11 protein-coding genes are annotated in these 19267 nt (G+C 41.1%); 3 read left to right on the top strand and 8 right to left on the bottom strand.

Annotated features, from left to right (window positions below):
* Positions 1-358: 358 nt before the first annotated feature.
* A complete protein-coding gene (locus ACX0G9_RS26840) occupies positions 359-640 on the bottom strand; it encodes a hypothetical protein (RefSeq protein ID WP_459068060.1) in 282 nt (93 codons plus the stop codon).
* A gap of 394 nt (positions 641-1034) precedes the next feature.
* On the opposite strand from ACX0G9_RS26840, the gene ACX0G9_RS26835 reads away from it, so the two are divergent.
* Positions 1035-3836 (top strand): alpha/beta hydrolase family protein, encoded by a 2802-nt coding sequence (locus ACX0G9_RS26835; RefSeq protein WP_459068059.1) that lies wholly within the window; start codon positions 1035-1037, stop codon positions 3834-3836.
* An 8-nt stretch (positions 3837-3844) separates the two neighbouring features.
* On the opposite strand, the gene ACX0G9_RS26830 is transcribed toward ACX0G9_RS26835, so the two are convergent.
* From ACX0G9_RS26830 to ACX0G9_RS26820, 3 genes are all read right to left on the bottom strand, one after another.
* Entirely contained in the window at positions 3845-5710 is a 1866-nt protein-coding gene (locus ACX0G9_RS26830; protein ID WP_459068058.1) for a hypothetical protein, read from the bottom strand.
* Between the two features lie 156 nt (positions 5711-5866).
* A complete protein-coding gene (locus tag ACX0G9_RS26825) occupies positions 5867-8017 on the bottom strand; it encodes an alpha-L-arabinofuranosidase C-terminal domain-containing protein (protein WP_459068057.1) in 2151 nt (716 codons plus the stop codon).
* Positions 8018-8182: 165 nt separating this feature from the next.
* The gene (locus ACX0G9_RS26820) at positions 8183-9103 is read right to left on the bottom strand and encodes a trypsin-like serine peptidase (RefSeq protein ID WP_459068056.1); all 921 of its coding nucleotides are present in this window, start codon (positions 9101-9103) and stop codon (positions 8183-8185) included.
* A 196-nt stretch (positions 9104-9299) separates the two neighbouring features.
* Between ACX0G9_RS26820 and ACX0G9_RS26815 the strand changes: the two genes are divergently transcribed.
* Positions 9300-10922 carry a hypothetical protein gene (locus ACX0G9_RS26815; RefSeq protein ID WP_459068055.1) on the top strand — a complete coding sequence of 541 codons (1623 nt, stop codon included), beginning with the start codon at positions 9300-9302 and terminating at the stop codon, positions 10920-10922.
* A 15-nt stretch (positions 10923-10937) separates the two neighbouring features.
* On the opposite strand, the gene ACX0G9_RS26810 is transcribed toward ACX0G9_RS26815, so the two are convergent.
* Positions 10938-13310, bottom strand: a complete 2373-nt coding sequence (locus ACX0G9_RS26810; RefSeq protein ID WP_459068054.1) for an outer membrane beta-barrel protein — start codon at positions 13308-13310, stop codon at positions 10938-10940.
* A gap of 349 nt (positions 13311-13659) precedes the next feature.
* On the opposite strand from ACX0G9_RS26810, the gene ACX0G9_RS26805 reads away from it, so the two are divergent.
* Positions 13660-14040, top strand: a complete 381-nt coding sequence (locus tag ACX0G9_RS26805) for a helix-turn-helix domain-containing protein (protein WP_459068053.1) — start codon at positions 13660-13662, stop codon at positions 14038-14040.
* A gap of 687 nt (positions 14041-14727) precedes the next feature.
* On the opposite strand, the gene ACX0G9_RS26800 is transcribed toward ACX0G9_RS26805, so the two are convergent.
* The 3 genes from ACX0G9_RS26800 to ACX0G9_RS26790 form a co-directional block, all read right to left on the bottom strand.
* Positions 14728-17595, bottom strand: coding sequence for an alpha/beta hydrolase family protein (locus ACX0G9_RS26800; protein WP_459068052.1), 2868 nt, complete (start codon positions 17593-17595; stop codon positions 14728-14730).
* Between the two features lie 504 nt (positions 17596-18099).
* Positions 18100-19032 (bottom strand): IS3 family transposase, encoded by a 933-nt coding sequence (locus tag ACX0G9_RS26795; protein ID WP_459068081.1) that lies wholly within the window; start codon positions 19030-19032, stop codon positions 18100-18102.
* The coding region (locus tag ACX0G9_RS26790; protein ID WP_459068051.1) for a transposase at positions 19029-19267 on the bottom strand (239 nt) is incomplete at its 5' end. The genes ACX0G9_RS26795 and ACX0G9_RS26790, both read right to left, overlap by 4 nt.

Genomic DNA, 19267 nt, shown 5'->3' with positions numbered 1-19267 from the left:
GGTGAATCGCTGTACTTTAGGTGCGCGGTTTACCTTTGTAGCCGCCACACCGGCAATGGCCAATATGGCTGTCGTTACCCCTAAAAATAATCTATATGGTTTCGTAAATTAGCGCGCTTTTTACATTCAAAAAGCAATAAAAAAATTTGGCCACTTTTATTACTCTTTTTCTTCCTTCCTAAACACAAAATTTAACACCGGCAGAGGAAAAGCAGGAAATCGATTTACCAGCCATAGAAAATTGGCTCGGGTAAAACAAAAGGCTAGCCCTTTTAATATTTTTCGGAACAATAGGAAAAGCATTTTTTGGATGAGATTCTACCCTGCCATTATATCTTTCTTTGAAATCTAAAAATGTCTACTGGGGGTTATATTTTACTAATTTTACACAAGGCACGCCAGCTCCTCCTTCTGTGTAAATAGCATGCCTATGAGATCCCTGACGATAAAAACATGTCAACCCAATTGACTCTGAGGCACATCTAGTGAACACGGCAATAGGGCAGGTTTGAATTGGAGAAACTACTTTTGTACAGGTAAATGATTTCTTCAATGGATTTCGATATGCCTTTGTGGCAGCGATACCTGCAATCGCTAATAAAGTGGTAGTAATTCCTAAAAATACTCTTGAACGTTTCATAAATCTGCTGCTTTTAGATTCAAAAGCAATAAAACTTTGATTAACAAAAATTAAAAAAATGATGAAATAAAATTGATTAATCACCAGGAAATGGATCTGATACAATATACAACGGATAAACACTCCTAAACAAGTCTATCACTATAAAAAAAACGACTTTTTTTATTATCGTATTTATAAGAATCTTATAAGTGATTGGAACTATCGCAACGTGTTAATTATAAGATATTCAATATAATATTTTTGTTCTTTGACATCTAGACTTTCATTGTTTCCACCTCGGTGATAAATATGAATTCCCGAATTATCTTTGAATTCTGCAATTTAGGTGCAGGAAACTATTGTATTTTAAGGTTATGCATTTTTGTAAAATTGAAATAAGAAAGGCCGCCATATGAAACCTATTTTTCTTTTAGCATTTTTTGCAATCCTTGGTTTTTATTCCCACTCTCAAAATATATCTGGAACCAATGAGAAACAGGAAATTGATTTACCCGCCATAGAAAATTGGCCGGAAGTCGGCGGCGTGAATAGGATCAGCCCTGATGGCAACTATTTACTTTACTCTATCCATAACCAGCCGACCGGTAAATCTACGCTCATTGCCCAATCGATAGACAACTTCTGGAAGCGGGAATTCATTGGATGGCAAAATGGCGAGATCAGCGAAGATAGCCGCTGGGCTGTCCTGAAGAAAGGGGATAGCCTTTGCCTGTTATCCCTGGGAAAGGATACAATGGCTTATCTTTCCCATATTGGCCAATTTGAATTATTTATAAAAAACAAGGATTCCTGGCTGGCTTATATAAAGAATACGGAAGAGAAGGAATTGATTCTACGCGATCTGCATAGTGGCCAGGAGAATACATTTACAGGGGTAACCGGTTTTCAATTAGATACTCAAAAAAAAGCCCTGATCTGGCAATCACAAAAAGTCACTAGTCTTGCGTCTTTATTTTCCCTCCATTACCTTAACCTGATGACCAGTCAGGAACAACTGATAGTACAAGATGCGCCAATGCCTGTCTCCAATTATGTGTTTAATGACCCAGGTGGGGATTTATTGTATATTAAGATAGAACCTAGCGAAACAGATACGCTGTATTCTCTGCATTGGTATGAAGCCAGTAATAATAAAGAGAAACTGATCTGGAAGGACAGGCTGGTTCCGGGTGCTTATGTATTTGATCAGACAGGGGATCAGCTTGCCTTTTTTTCCGGAGATACACTCTGGTACTACAAAAAGGGAATGGAGAAAATGCTGCCTCTTTCCACAAACTATTCGCCAGGAATAGACAAAGATCTTAAACTGAATACACAGGAAACCTTATTGTTCAGCAAGGATGGTAATCAATTATTTTTTTACCTGGTGGAAAAGCCGACGGCCATGCCTCCTAGATCTGACGATATGGTTAAGGTGGACGTCTGGAATTACCGGGATAAAGAACTGCAATCCGTCCAATTGATGTCTGCAGCATCGACCCGGTCTTCTTTTGCTGCAGTCTTGGCTATCAATGCCCCCAAGGTGAGACGGATGGAAGAAAAAGGAGAAAAACTTTGGGATTCCTTCTGGGAGGTGAATCATTATGCGCTACTTTTCCCAGGGGAACGGAATATTCGTGAATGGTGGCAGACCGGAAGCCAACCATCCTTTACCTTATTATCGCTGACGGATGGTTCCCGGAAATCGTTGCAGATCGATACCCGATATATTAGCCCTGTATTGTTGATATCTCCGCACGATGACTACGTCATCTATTATGACCCGGCTGCGGATGCGTATTGCAGCTACCAAATTAACAAAGGGATCATCCGGCAACTGACCAAAGGAAGCGGTGTTTCCTGGAAAAGAGAACAATACCGGTATTATAATACACCTAACCCATATTTTGGGGTTGACCCCCGACCGGCAGGAATTGCCGGTTGGGTTGATGGAGACAACAGTTTGCTCGTCTATGAAAGTTACGATATCTGGAAACTGGATCCTTCAGGCACCAAAGCTCCAGTAAATGTAACTAACGGCTACGGACGAAAACACCATATAAAGTTCGAATTTTTCCCCATTAGTCCATATAGCAACCAGTTATCCAGCCGTGAATCCTGGATTCTGGGGGCATTCAATGAAGACAACAAACAACAAGGTTTCTACCGAATAATTCCGGAGAAAAAGGGAGACCCGGAGTTGTTAATAATGAGCCCTTATTCCATTGGTCACCCGGAGAAAGCAAGAGATGTCCAGGTATGGGTCACTCAACGAACCTGTTTTTCCGATGCCCCTAACCTCTATGAGACAAAGGATTTTAAAACCTATACGCGGTTGAGTAATAATCAACCCCAAAAAGACTATAACTGGTATACAACGGAATTGGTGAATTGGCAACTGCCGGACGGAGATACCTGCCAGGGCCTCCTTTTCAAACCGGGTAATTTTGATCCGAAGAAAAAATACCCTCTATTATTTAATTACTACGAGACTTCCTCCCAAGGAGCTTTTGCTTACTTTCCTCCTGCGTTGGCCGCTTCCTGCAATATTAATGTGCCCTATTTTGTGAGCAGGGGCTACCTGGTCTTTATGCCTGATATTCATTACCGGATCGGGTATCCCGGGGAAAGCGCACTTAATTCCGTCGTCTCTGCAGCGAAAATCTTATCCCAACGTCCTTATGTAGATTCCACCAAAATGGGACTAGCCGGTCATAGCTGGGGCGGTTATGAAACGAATTATATCATCACACATAGTCATCTCTTTGTTGCAGCAGCGGAAGGGGCAGGGCCCTCTGATTTTATCGGAGATTATAATGGAATTGATGGAGTAAATGGAATCGGATTCAGCAAACAATGGGTCTATGAGGTGGCTCAATCCAGGATGGGCTGTACGCTTTGGCAAAACCCGAAACTGTACTGGGAGAATTCCCCGATAATAAAGGCGAACCAGGTAACTACCCCATTATTGATCCTTCATAATAAAGGAGACAAGGCAGTACCCTGGGCCCAGGGTGTTGAGTTATTCACGGCGCTCCGCCGATTAGGCCGTCGGGCTTGGATGTTGCAATATGATGGAGAAGACCATTCCTTATTCCAGGAAAAGAATATAAAAGATTATACGATCCGGCTAACACAATTCTTTGATCATTACCTGAAAGGTGTTTCTGCTCCTTTGTGGATGACTGAGGGAATACCTGCATCAAAGAAATAGTATTATCCTTATCTCTTCCTTAAGTATGCATCCACATGACTCTGTTGGTAGAAGTAATAGGAATTCAGATAGGTATATTGATCCGATCGCAGGCTATCCTTCCCATCCGGAAATCTTATCTCAGCATCGTTCGGAACTCCTGGTTTTATCTGACCTAATTCGAACTTTTTTTCCGGATCAAGCATATAACAGCGCATCAGGATACATTCGCAGATATATTCACTAAAATAATCAGGGGTGTACCCGATGGTTTGGATATGCTCCATATCATGACCGATCTTTCTGAATAGGTTATCTGCAAAATAAACCACAGGCCGGGTCTCCTGATGATAGGACCGGTAAGTGGCGAATAACAACACGGTTAACAGGACCATCCAGCAAAGCAGCAATTGTTCCTTCCATTTAAAGAAAAGTGCCAGGGCCTTTAGTCGATCGAGCCCTCTTTTGGCATAAGGTAAAAGCAGGGATAATAAAAACCCTGCCGAGAGACAGATTGGAACGATCAGGTAACCATGCACCCTTTCGGCCGTTTCCACCCGGTGAAGAAAAAAAATAAGGATCGGTGAGATTAACATAACGCCGGTCATCCAGCCGCCAAAGGCATTTTTGTCCTTTTTGCCTCCAGCATAAAAAGCAGCCAGTATCAGGGGAATGATGGCAAGCAGTGGAAGGTAAAATCCCCGGGCCAGGTATGTCCATGTCCGCTCAAAAAGAGGATAGGCAGCGGAGAACGCCGCTCTCAGGGATAAATGGGGTGCACCGGTAGGGTCACTGATCTTCGACAACCCGTTACAAAGAACGATGGGAAGATATAATAAAAGGATACAAATAATGATCAGGCAATTGTCCAGGACAAATCTAATGAGTACTTGCCATCGTCGGGTATACAGGTAATAAGAAGACACGGCAAGCCCCATTCCGAAAAGTATAAACAGACAGGAAGGGATCGTGTATACAGCAGCAAGCATGGAAAAAAAATAAAGAGCCCGGTATTTTCTACTGCCAGGATCGGCGACTAAATTATCAGCTGCGTAGAACAGCAAAATTGTAAAACAATACATGAAGGTATACCCCCTGGCCATGATCGCATAAAAAATGACAGGATAGGAGACAGTGTACAGGGTAGTAATGACCAGGGATATAGCATCGGAAAAGTAACGCCGGGATAGTTTAAAAAAATAATACTCAGCCATAAAATAAAAAAGGAAACTGGGGATCCGGGTGGTTATCGCTGGAGAAAGGGGTAAATGGGCAAAAAGGGTGGCCATATGACTATAGAGAATATGATTATTGGGAAAAGGATAAAAGGTGGCCGTTTGTAAGAAACTCCGCGAAGAAAAACAGAAATAACTCATCATCTCGTCATATTCAAAGGGAATATTCAGCAGAAAAAACAAAAGGAAAATCGCCTGGATCAAAAAAAGGAGTCCCATCGACCATTTGATGAAGGGTTTCCATGCTTTGACATAACCGAAATTTTGGATGATAGAATTGGTTAACCCTCTTAGTATACGATGAACAAAAATTGATAAACGGGTCTTCCCGGCCGTCATCAGGTCATGTATCCAGAATAAGAGCAAACCCAATAGAAACACAAGCTCGAATTTGACAACGGAATAGATCACCTGGAGGATGGCATTATTGGCCAGGGACTCGTATTCTTCTTTGGAAAAAGGATGGTGTATATTGGTAAAGTAAGGGTCGGTTTGGAGGAGGGGTATATATTCTTTTGTCCGTTCCGTGGAAAGGAGAAAATTCAGCAGGAAGGAATAATAGTCCGAAGCCGTATAGGCATAGACAGCGGCAAAAGAAAAAAGAACGCTAAAGGCAACGAAAAGATATTTTATCGTCACAAAAAGTTTTTGCGCTGCCATGTGCAGTTAATTTTATCGGCTTTTATTAATGGTAATGGGAAAGCCTATAAATATAAATTGTTCCACTGCAGCAAAAATGCAGAAAGGGTGTACCCCATTTCCTACAGGAAAGTGATACACCCAGCGGTTAGTAATCAATGGTAGAGGCCAGGGTACTTACCCCCTGGTAATACGTTTTATTCTTAGCACGGTAAAGGAATAGGGTTTAAAGGCATAATCGAAGGAATCCTTCACGCCCCTGAGTGTTTCTGTTTTTGGAGCTATTTTTTCCGGGGCAGCAAAAGAATTTTCTTGTTTGCCCGACTCGGCGGATAAAATAATCGCCGTTCCGTCAGCAGCCAGCGGACCGGCATTTTTCAGATCGATATGCGTACGGAAGATAGTCGGCTCGCTATTGATCACTTTGATGATGATCTCATTGGTCTTGTTATCATAGCCCGCAATGGAATATTGCCAGAGGGGCACGCCTTCGGCATGGGTAGCCTGATCATTTACTTCACTGCTGATGGTCGTCTTCAGGTTGATATCCGGTTTGTTGCCCCCTAACATTTTCTGAACATAATAGGAAGTCCGCCCGTAAACGGTATCGGTATTAAAGATGATCATATTCACCGGCCAGGTATTATCGTCTTTATGTTGTAATAAGGGCGCATAGGAACACATTTTGACCAGGTCGGCATTTCGTTCCATCCCCATCGCAAACACCGCTTCACTTAACGCTCCTTCCATATCACCCAGCCCGATGTTCTGATTGGCTGAATATTCTCCTACGTACATTTTATAATTGGGACGCGGCTGTACGGAATCGAATAAATTATGGTTCCTGAAAAAAAAGTCCGGCGTATCATACCAATGCGGGTCGATCATCTCCATGGTCCTGCCGGGCGCGGAATAGGCTTCTGCCTCTTCGATGCCATAATCGGAAATGATTACCAGTTGGGGATATTTGGCCTTGATAGCTTTGTAGAACTGATCATACCGTTCATTGTACATTTCAAAACGGTTCTCGTTACCCACTTCGATATACTTTAGCGGAAATGGTGAGGGATGTCCTGCTGCTGCTCTTTTTGCCCCCCAGGTTGTGCCCACGTCTCCGAGCGCATATTCGATAGCATCCAGGGCGTCCTGTATGAATTTGGGCACATCCTCCTTCGGGCAATAGTCCCCGTTCCGATACAGACAGGAAAGACCGACATTACAAACAAACATACCGGCAGCGCCTATGTCCTCGCAATACTGTAGAAATTCGTGATACCCAAAACCATAGGAATTCCGGTAACCCCACAAATCGAAATTTCCGGGACGGGAGGCTGGGTCCCCCAGGGTCTCTTTCCATTTGAACCGGTTTTCCAGGGTAAGCCCTTCTACGATACAACCGCCGGGCCAACGGATAAATCCGGGTTTCAAGTTGGCCAATAATGTAGCCATATCCCGGCGAAGACCATTCGGCCGGTTATTAAAGCTATTGGCAGGCATAACTGATACAAAATCTACCCATACCGTGCCTTGCCCATCGAAGCTCAGGGCGAATTTACCGTTTGATACGGTCTGGCTGGGTTTTAATTGACAGTTGTATTCCTGCCAGGTATTTTTCTTTTTTACCGGGAAAGATTGTTCGCCGACCACCTTGCCATCGGCATCTAACATCCGCGCAATGATATTGCCCTTATAGTCACCTTTAGCCTTGACCAGGATGCGAATATTGTAGGGTTCGTTTTTTAAAAAATGAATCCCGTAGGGAGCCAACTCTATGGGCGGGTTAAACACATTATACCGGTAAGGTTGTCCCTGGGTATCGTAGTGCTGACCGGAGAATCCACTGTTCAGCAGGCTGACTTCGTTCTGTTTGTCCCCTTTCCCAATGGTAAGCTGAAGGTTATGCGGCGAGGTGGGAAATAAGGGATCCAGGGCGGTCTGAGTGACGGCAGCCCCGGCATTTCCGGATAAGCGCAAAGTCCATCCCTGGAGCTGGCTGGTATCGAATTTTATCTTAAAATCCGAATAGCCTCCCGTTTTGGGAGAACGCTGCGGAACATAGTTGAGCGAATGCGGGGCAACCATAAACCCGTCCTTATAGGTAGTCGTGGGTACCAGGATATTGTCCTCAAAACTCCGGTTCCGAAGCAACTCACCGTAAAGGCCGCCTTCGCCGGCATGGCCGATTTCCTCAAAAAAGACCCCATACATCGTTGGCGAGATCTCCGCCCCCTTCCGGGCAAAATCAACGGAAATATTTTTATCGATAGATTGAGCCTGACCGGCCAAATAACAAATAAGGATAGCCAGTGCCAGCGGGAATTTTTTCATAACAGATAAAAGCTTAAGGATGAATAACAGAACCGTGCTTTTAAGGAATTTACATAAAATTTTGACCTTGAAACAGGTTATTGCCAATCATAAAACACTTAAGTCACCAAAAAGAACTAGTCCGGGGAGAACTATTTTTCAGATTTGTTGCCTTTATAATTACGTTTATCCCCCGTTCCCAAAATAGGTTTCCTTATTTTTTTGCAGATACTGTCTGACCTCATCGATAAAATTACGAACTACACTGGCTTTAACGATCAATGTGCTCCCGGGTTTAGGGATAATGACCGAAATGGGTTTACCCGTAGAGGGTTCTATATAGTTCTTACCGTTTACCTTAAGGAAAAATTCCTGGTTTTCCATCAATTCTCCATGAACAATCCCTGCCAGTCTGATCGAATCCAAATCATTTTTAGGATTGGTAAATACTGGTCCCCCACTATTGCCGTGAGAAGCATCAGAATTAATCATCAGGTAATTATCCAATACAGAAGGGTTATTAGTTTGTGCCATCCAGGTAATAGAACCATGCAGGTTGGTGCATTGTGAATAGCCTGCTTGGTTCAAAAATTTCTCCATGTTCTGCGGATACCCGGGAATAAATACGGACATCCCAACTTCCGGATCGACGATCAGATTAAGGGGGAAAGTAAATAATTTATTGGATTGGTAGTACATTTTGGCGACCGGATCGAAATCAATATGCAATAAGATACAACCCAGATCGACTCCCGTATCTTTTGCCGTAAAGTAATTTTTCTTGAAATTTAGTTCCAAAGGAGTAAGTATTCCAAAATAATCCGTGGTCTTTAAACTATCCGCCCAGGCCGGACGGATTAAAAAGGATTTTTTAGTATTGACAAAATCGTCGATGATATGTCTGGCCGTAATAATACATACGACCTGGCAGGTGTCAATTAAAAAATAGGTAATCAGGCCAGTGCCGTGTTCCTCAAATTTGTTTGTCTGTAGGAAGCCAATCTGAACGACAAATTTGTTCTTGGTGTCCGCAAAAAGGTTAGGCTGCCCATGTATCTGTAAAAGATAGGGCACCAGTAAGACTAACAGGATTAGTTTTCTGCGCATAATAAGGATTTAGGTTATAAAATGAATTATCTACCAAATAAATAATTCTTCTACATAGAAACACTTATACCCAAAAAAAGTACTAGTCATATGCGATATTTTTTTTCTATATGGTGAAAATTAATTTTTTCGGCCTTTTGCTTGCAATCCTATCGCAGGGAGGGAGGGTATATTTATTCCCTTAATCTCCGTTATCATGACTACCGCCAAATGGACCACGCAGGACAGCCTGGTATTAATAATATCCCTGGGAGTCTTATTACTACCGATCATTTATATCGAAACGTCTGTCCTGCAGGCCACAAAAGGCATTTTTTCCTATCCTCAGGACGATACTTTTATCCATATGGCCATTGCGAAGAACCTGGCCTTTCATGGAGTCTGGGGAATCTCCCCGCATGAATTCGCCTCAGCCTCCTCCTCTCCCCTGGAAACCGTTTTGCTGGCAGGGGCCTTCAAAATAGCGGGGGCCCAATTGGCCTTACCCTTTATCCTCAACCTGATAACGGCTATTATCTTATTGGTTGCCATCCAGTTATGGCTGAGGCAACAGGAAGTCAGCATAATCGGGCAGGCCTGTATTCTGCTGGCTACGACCATTTTTACCCCCCTTTCTGTTATGGTGATCACCGGGATGGAACATACCATGCATTGTCTGTTCACATTTTTGTTCATTTATACCTTTGCCGGATGGTTGGGCAAACAGGTTCGTTCGGGTGAGAAAATTGGAAAATTACCATGGACGATCTATTTGTATGCGGCGCTGTTAATAGCCACCCGTTATGAAGGGGTATTTACGGTCATGATTGCCTGCCTCTTATTACTATATTACCGGAAGTTGTTTCTTTCCCTTCAATTGGGTTTTATCGGGCTGCTGCCGATATTGATCTTCGGTATTATTTCGGTTTCTAAAGGAAGTTATTTTATCCCGAATTCTGTACTATTAAAGTCAGGGGCTCCCCCCCTTACCTTCGATGGACTTGTCCTCTTTTTTACAGAAGATCTTTTCAACAACTTTACCTATACCAGCTTTGGCATCAATACGGCGATGGTGCAACGACTACTACTCCTGCTCCTCTTTTTTTATTTGTTTTTTATCGATCAGATCAAACAAGCGAAAACCTATATGTCCATACTCGTCCTGGTAATAGGTTCCTTATTCTTTCATATCGCGCTGGCCGCAACCAGGCAATATCCCCGGTATGAAGCCTATTTAGTGACCAGCGCCATTCCTGTTCTAGGCGCACTAATAGATCGTTATGGGAAAGAAGTTTTCACCAAAAAAATGGGAGCCGCCGCCTGGGGGACGGCTTTATTGGTATTGCTCTTAGCTCTGCCGCTGCCATACCGGACCAAGGAAGCCTTCCGGGTAGAAGAGCAGGCTTGTGTCAATATCTATGAGCAGCAATACCAGATGGGCCGGTTCCTGAACCGGTATTATAATACTACTCCAGTTGCCTTTAACGATATAGGCGCGGTCTCCTATCTAACCGAAGGAAAGAACCTGGATATGATCGGCCTGGGAAATATCGCCGTAGCCAGGGCCAGGAAAGAATATTATTGGGGACCGGATTTTCTGGATAGCCTGGCCAGATCAGAAAAAGTAAAAATAGCGATCGTATATGATAAATGGTTTCCACCAGACTTATTACGACGCTGGCATAAATGCGGGATCTGGCAAATCCAGAATAACGTCATGTGCGCCAATGACCAGGTATCCTTTTTTGCCCTGGATTCGCTGGAAATTCCCCGTTTAAAAGAACATTTACGACAATTTCAGCCCTCTTTACCGGAAACCGTAGGTGTTCAATATTACTGAACAGGAACTATAAGATTACTTTGATTTTCCCTTACTTATAATGTGATATACGGCGGATAACATCCAGTAACGACCAATCACTTGTGCGGTACTTTCATTGATCGTATTGTTAATATTAGTCCGGGTAATACCTTTATTCTGTCCCAGGATATCCGGCATTATCCAGTCCAAATCCAACCGGTGCTGGAAGAGTTCTTTATGCAGTCCAATCACCCAATAGGCAACGGAATTGTTTTTATCAAAATTGTCCAACTTTTGCCGCCAGGAATAGTCAAAATTGGAGTGAATTCTAAATCCGGGAAAAGGATAAAGGACTACAGAAACAGAATGATTTTGCGTCCAAAAACTCGTGAGGGCTGCTGTATTTACGGAACTTTTCAGATCAGTATAGGTAAAATTCGATCTAACCATGAAAGTATACTTTTCTGCTACATATTTTGTAAGAGAAATACTTGCCGCGGTATTATAATTATCATTTCTGCTTAAGTATTGGTTGAGATAATTCAGGCTATGGCTATATAACAAGTTGGTGTTAAAAGCAAGATCCCAATCGATGGGTTTTAATTTTTTATTGATCGAGAAATTAACGCTAGCATTTTTTGAACCATTTACATTTACAGCCTGGCTGATCTGTTGGCCCAGACTGTCAGTAATAGTCTTTGTGCTAATATCATTGCTGGTAAAACTATATGTCCCTCCAAGAGTCCATACAAAAGGTTTCAGATCGGTAAACCCAAATGCAAAATTCTGGGTAAAGCTGGATCGCAGACCGGGATTACCTATCACAATATGGAGCTGATCATTATTATTTTGTACCGGCTGCAATTGTGTAATCGATGGCTGCTGGGTACTGCTGCTATACCCAAAAGAAAAATTTCGGTAATTATCTATATTATACCGGGCATCGATACGGGGGGCAATGTTTACATACTGATACCTAAAAACGGTATCTTTCAACAAATCTGCCTGACGATAGGAAAAATGAAGTAAATCTGCTCCAATGGTATAACTGATTTTTTTTCCATCGCTCTGCAGATTGAGTGTCAGCCGTTGGGTAGTAAGATTAGTTTGGTAATTATTACTCAGGCTATCTATATAATCCTGGTATTTTCCATCCCCTTTATTATAGGTATTCATCAATGATCCGCTTTTGTTAAAAGACAAACCATAACTGGCGGCCAGGACTGTAGCATTCCAAAGCGGTTCGATATAATACATATTCGCGTTAACAATCAGTCCATTTGTCTTAAACACCTTCCGCTGATCAGTCGTATCAGCCTTCAGCAAAGTTCCATTTGGTCGATAGAAATTATTGACAGATTTAATGAAGCCATTGGTGGTATTGTCATCTGTGGCCATTCCTGCCAATATAGAAAAATTCCGCCTTTTTTCTTTAGCGCCATGTATCGACCACATGACACTCCCATTAAAATTTTGGTTCTGTACGGCAGATTCAATATTCCTTTGACTACTATTGATCAGGGTATCGTTAAATGCACTGCGGCCAGTGGAACTTAGTCGATTATTCCCTTTCATGGTTCCTGCTCCAAAAGCAAAATGAAAGGCGGAGATGGAATCCGGAGTATAATCATACTCTCCGGAGAAGGCATGCTGATGTTGCCGGTTGATCGAACTGTTCTTTTGCGCTTGAGTATAAATGGAATCCGGAAGGACCTGCCGGGAAATATTAGAAGAAAAGGGGTTGGTGTTTATTTGGCCAAAATGATAATTCGCTACTAAATGATCTTCCAACCCATTCCATTTATCGGCATAATGAATTCCTCCGGCAATAGCATTAGGAATTCCTGCTCCCGCCGATGCACCGAATGCATCTCCACCACCTCCACCCAACGAAAGACCTGCGCCCATCTCTCCCACGTTTCCACCAAAACCAGTAGCTCCGTTATTTGCCACCAAACCCAAGACCCCCAATTGCCGTCGCCCTTTGAAAGCTCCCAGGATCCCGTTAATATTATAATAACCCTGCGGAGAAGTTCCGGCACCAACCTTGGAAAAAAAGCCTTGTTTACTATTATCTTTTAAGGTAAGATTTATAGTCTTCGTCGTCTGGCCATCATTCACCCCGGTAAATTCCGCTTGCCGGCTCTTTTTATCCAGAATCTGGACCTTTGCAATCATGTCTGCGTTAAAATTACGCGTTACAACAGTAGGATCACCGCCAAAAAAATCTTCCCCATCCAATAATAATCGCTGAATTTTTTTCCCATTTACCGTGATACCGCCGTCTGGATCAATCTGGACCCCTGGTAATCGAGCCAGCATTTCTTCCACATTAGCATTGATATGTAATTTCAGGTTTGATACATTATACTCTAAAGTATCACCCCTCAAATGTGGCGTGGCCGTTCTTGGAGTAACAATCACCATCGTCAGGGTATCATATTTATGGAAGCTTGAATCTGTCTGTATTTTTTTCGGAAGTGTATCTTTGAAGCCAACTTTAGCAATAGGAATCTGACTATACCCATATGATATTCCTAAAAGAAATGCAAAGATCGCAAAAAATAAAATGGCGCAAATTTCCCTTCCTTCATAGATTCTAAATTTAGGCACCTGCTTAAGATTGTAAATAGAGGAAAGGTATCAATTTTCCCTGCATGTTACATGCAGGGAGAAAACCTAAATTTACATGATCACGCCTAAAATTTAAATTGTCTAGTTGGTATGCCTTTCTTAGGAGCAAATAAACCTTATTTTTTGATTAAACAATTTTATTATGAGCATAAGGATTGCCGGCATCGTTCAATTCAGACCGATTGAATTAAAAGCAATTGATCAGTCCATCACATATGTGCAAGATCATTTTATGAAAGATTTTACTTCTACTGATTTAGCTGAAATATTTTCATTACCTATTAGAAAACTTCAGCAAGGAATTAAAAAAAAAACAGGCATGGGTTTGCACGACTATCTTATTAAAGTTCGAATGGAAAATGCAAAACTATTGCTCTCTGATTTTGACCTTTCCGTAAAAGAAATTGCAAATAAGATTGGGTACAAGACCCCAAGTCATTTTGGAGATTATTTTAAAAAAACACAAGGTTTAACGCCATCTCAATACAGATCAAAACTTGTAAACCCAAAGAATCTATTATAATACTTAGCAAAAGTTTTTATAAGAAAACTGAAATGCATTAATCTTTTCCGGAAAGTCAATCCGTGTAAAGCTTTTCTTGGACGAGACAGACGAGACATGATACTAAAAGGTATTACTCTGTCCAGTGTACGGAAGATAAAGTGATACAAATTTAGACGGGCTTTAGAATTCTACGTACATTGTTGCAAGTTATATATTTGATTATATTATACTTTTAACTGTTTCCCGTGCATTAATATAATTGAGGTGTGAAGCCTCTCCTCACTTTTGGTTTACCACAAGCGCAGAAAAAGATTAAGCCTCTGGAAACTGATATGAACGGGGCTTTCTCGATAAGCTTGCGAATGAATGGTCGGTTACAGAATGAGCAAATTTTCATTTTTTTAAGTTATGGAAATCTGCCCATTTCTCTGATTTATAAAGTCCGATTTATGAGGAGGAGGTCAATATCAGCGATGCCTTTAAAAGCGATAAGCCTTCATAGCCTTCACCGATATTGTATCCTTCGCAGGAATGAATAAACGTCAACAGAAATTAGAAAGACGATGAAACTACAAGATCAACTGAAAAATTACAGAAGCAATTGCTTCCATAATGTCAATCGCCTAATTGTTACATTTCTAAAGTCATTCCATGAAAGCACTTTTTTATCATTTTTTTTGAACGGGACATTTTATATCTTTATTATCATGGCTCATTTCTCGACAAATCTAATTCAAGACCATCGACTATCCCTTTTTGAGACGCAGGTATTCCTTCAGTCATCCATTTAGGAGCAGGCAGGTTTTTCAAATAGTGATCAAAAAATTGGGTTAGCCGAATCGTATAATCTATAATATTCCCTGCTTGGGTTAAATTATGTTCTTCATTATCGTATTGCAGCATCCAGACTCTCTTTCCTAATCGACGAAGTGCTGTAAACATCTCTACGCCTTGTGACCAAGGTACAGACTTATCATTTTTATTATGAACAATCAATAATGGAGTCGTAACTTGATCTGCGTTAAATATTGGAGAATTTTCGATAAAAAGGTCTGGCTTTTGCCAAAGTGTTCCTCCTATTCTGGATTGTCCCACCTCATAAAGTGATTGGTGGCATGGGCCAATTCCGTTTAATCCATTGATTCCATTATAATCGCTAATAAAATCAGATGGTCCAGCACCTTCTGATGCCGCCTCAAATAGATGGCTATGAGTAACCAAATAATTCGTCTCATAGCCGCCCCAACTATGACCAGCTAAGCCCATCCTTTTTAAATCAACATACGAACGCTTCGATAGTTCTTGAACAACAGAAATGAGGGAATTAAGCACGCTTTCTCCAGGATGGCCCATCCTGAAATGTATGTCCGGCATGAATACTAAGTATTCTTTACTTACAAAGTATGGAATATTAATGTTACTTGCATATGCAAATTTTGGCTCAAAATAAGTAAATGCACCATCAGAGGAGCTCTGATAATAATTAAATAAAAGAGGATATTTTTTACTTGAATCCAAATTCTCCGGTTTGAAAAGAAGGCCTTGGCAATTTTCTCCATTCGACAGCTTCCAATTTACTAGCTCAGTAGTATACCAATTAAACTCCTTATGAGGTTGAATATTGCTTAGCCGGGTAAACCTTTTAAAATCATTAGTAGCATAAAGATTTGGGGCATTATTAAAACTGCCTCGAGTTAAAATCCAAGTATCAGAATTGGTCGCTTTTAGCAAATCAATGTTAGAATAAGGTCCCATCGATAAAGGTTCAGAGCTTTGGTTCCGGTCAAAATCTGAGGGAATCCGAAAATATCCTGAGTGTTTAGTGTCTTCATTAAATGCATTGAAAATTAATGAAGTTTCATTAAATACATCTCTATCCTCAAACCGACAAATTGAGTTAATTTCAAGTACTACATGATTTTTGCGCCCATACCCGTGAGTAATATTTACCGGGTTTTTAACTCCTGAAGGATCAATCTTCCAAAGGTCATAACTATCATAAACCAGCAAAGAAGTATCTCCTTCTGTCCAACCAGCAATTCCACGAGGTCGAGGATCCTTTTCAAAAAAAGGGTTTGGGGTATTAAAATACTGATAAAACTGCGTTCTACGCCAAGAAAGCCCCAATTTTTTTGTCAGATGTCTGGTAATTCCTTGCGAAATCTGATAACTGCAATAACCATCTTCAAAAGGGTCATAATACAAAACATAGTCATCTTTTGGAGATAATTCCAAGACAGGGTCAAAGTATCCAATTTCAATTTTTAAAGGTGTCCGGGACCCGTCCTTTAATGAAAAAAGGAAAGAACTGGTATCCTTCTTCCCTTTTTGCCAAAAATTTTCAATTGTAGCTGAATTTGATTCTGGCAAAAGGATTAAATGGTTTTTTGCATTCCAAAGGGGGGAACTAGATCGCTCCCCTTCTTGCTCAATACGTATTACCTTTGAGTCGACAATATTCGCAGCTGCCGCAAATGATTTAAAAGAAACACCGTCGGATCCTAATTGTACAGATTGAAGTTCCTTATCTCGATAATGCCAAACATCTACCTTAATTGAATTTGGAGAGGGCAGAGGCAATACTTTCTCTCTCTCAACTATATAAAACATTATTATCTTTCCAGTCTGATTAAATGTTACAGGGCCATCGGGATTAATTTTAAAACCTTCACTTATTCCTGCAGTTGAATTTGTTATAAGAGGTTTCATTTTTACCATCCCTTTTTTAAAATACCAAATTGTATCGCGAGTATAAAAAGTGATTTGTTGTCCGCTCTTGTCCCATGTGCAATTTCCGGGAGCTCGTTTATTCTCCCATATTATCTGATCCAAATTAGTACCTGACTCATACAAATGCAGAAAATAAAGAGTGTCCTTATCTGTCTGACTAATACAACTATATAACAAAGAATTTCCACGTTGATTGAATCCCATGTTATTAAACGGAATCGCTGCGTTTTGGCAAATTATTTTCTTTTGGTCATTTACTAGGTTCATAAAATGAAAATCATACAAAAAACCAATATCGTTCTTTTTGCATGATCTCCAGGTAAGATATTTTTTTTGGTCATCAAGTTGAAAGTCAATTACATCATGAAAACTTTCATTTTTACCACTACCTAATTCCCTAATAACCAAATCCCGATCTCCATTATTTCGCATATAAGCAACACAAGACCTATTATTCTTCATAATACTTACATACTGTCCAATTTTAGTAAGCCATGCTATATCATTATTACCAAGGGACAAAAGTCCAAGACTGTCCCCTTCTTTCAAAATTGCCCACTGGCTATCATCAGAAAATTCATCACTTTCGACTCCAACAAATTCTTTTGTCCATGAATTATTAACGGCCTGGGCAATAACGGTAGACCCTCCAATAGGTTGATTTATAATAGTGTACAATATATATTCTCCATTGGGACTTATTCTAATTGAATTTGCCAATTTTGGCCAATTCTTTATAGCAGAGAAATTTATGGCAGGTTTATTTTTAACATTTAATAGACCTTGAGAAAATAATTGTGTAGAATTAAACAACAATGCAATAATTACCCATTTTTTTTTCATATACTAAACATTTTAAAATAGAAAACCGACATATAAACCTCGTCACTCAAAAAGTTATCTTACTAACCATTTTTATTTAATTCCGAAACAAATCTTTCATTCTTGAGGCAGAAATGGTTTCCAAATTAGGGGATTTCAAATTTAAATACCAATAATGGAAAATGGGTTGTTAATTCTTTATAATTGCATATTAAGAATAGTTTTCCCCCATACATAAACACTTAAGATTCCATTTGGAACTAGTCAAATTCAATATAATTTTAAAAAAGATTATCTTTCTTTATTTGTTTGTTTGGATAAAAGCCTGAAAGTATTATTAATAAGGAAACACAACTTACAGAAAATCAACCCTTTAATAGTTTAATAATTTTTATTGATTTATTTCCCCACTTATTTGTCGGTGCCTTCAAAATCCCGAAATCTCTACTTTAGGGTTCTCCGAAAAAGGGGGTGCCTTTATACTTTAATAACCTATTGTAAGCTTCCCTTAAAACTGGGCCACGATCAATTAGAGTTTTCCGACCTTTCAAGTATTTTATCCACTAAACGGCGCCCTTCAATTTTGGAAGGATTTTCGTTCGCCGTTTGTGGATAAAGCTTCGGTTCCTTTGCTCGGCTTTGGTAATACTGTTCAGCATATTTGACCGGAGAAAGATATCCCAGCGATTTATGCGGTCGTTCAATATTGTAGTCCAGCTGCCATTCTTCGGCCATCATCCTTACCTCGGTAAGGCTGTAGAACAGGTAGGCATTCAGTAGTCCCCTTCGCATGGTGCCGTTTTTCCGCTCGATAAATGCATTCTGCGTTGGTTTTCCCGGCTGGATATAGACCAACCTGATTCCGTTAGCGTCGCACCATTGCTGGAGCAGATGACTGATAAATTCCGGCCCATTATCTGTACGGATACAGGCTGGCTTGCCGCGACGTGCTATGATCCTTTCCAATACCCGGATAACTCGCCGCGCGGGTAGAGAGGTATCTACCTCAATGGCTAATGATTCCCGGTTAAAATCATCTATAACGTTCAATACCCGGAACTTTCTACCGTCGACCAGGGCATCACTCATGAAGTCCATACTCCAGACCTCATTCGGACCCTCCGGGATGAATAGGGCTTCCCGGATCCGGGCCGGCAGGCGCCTTTTGGGTCTTCTCCGGATATTAAGTCTCATCTGTATATAAACCCGGTATAGCCGCTTGTGATTCCACATAAACCCTTTATTCCTTAATCGATGATAGGATTGCCAAAACCCAATGTCAACGTGCTTGTCCGTTAAGGCTGTCAGCGCCTCCTGGACCGGTGCGTCGTCTTTGGGGATGGCCTTATACTCGTAGGTGCTTCTGGGGATAGCTACGATCTTACACGCCTTGCGAACACTCAGTTGTTCCTGGTCAACCAGGTAACCAACTGCTTCCCGTTTCTCCGAAGGCGTTATAGCTTTTTTTCGATCAGGTTTTTCATCGCCCGGTTCTCAATGCTCAGCTCGGCATACATCTTCTTCAGTTCGGCATGTTCCGCCTCCAAATCCTTTAGCCGCTTGACATCGGACGCTTCCATGCCTCCGTACTTCGACTTCCAATTATAAAAGGTGGCTTGTAGTCGGTAAATAGAAGTGCAGAGTTTTTCGTAACGAGGAGTACAATGGTTTCGGTAACAACCAGTACATAGAT

The sequence above is a fragment of the Flavitalea flava genome (genome assembly GCF_054461575.1).
The sequence above is the reverse complement of the archived record's forward strand: the minus strand, read 5'-3'. Positions and strand labels throughout refer to the sequence as shown.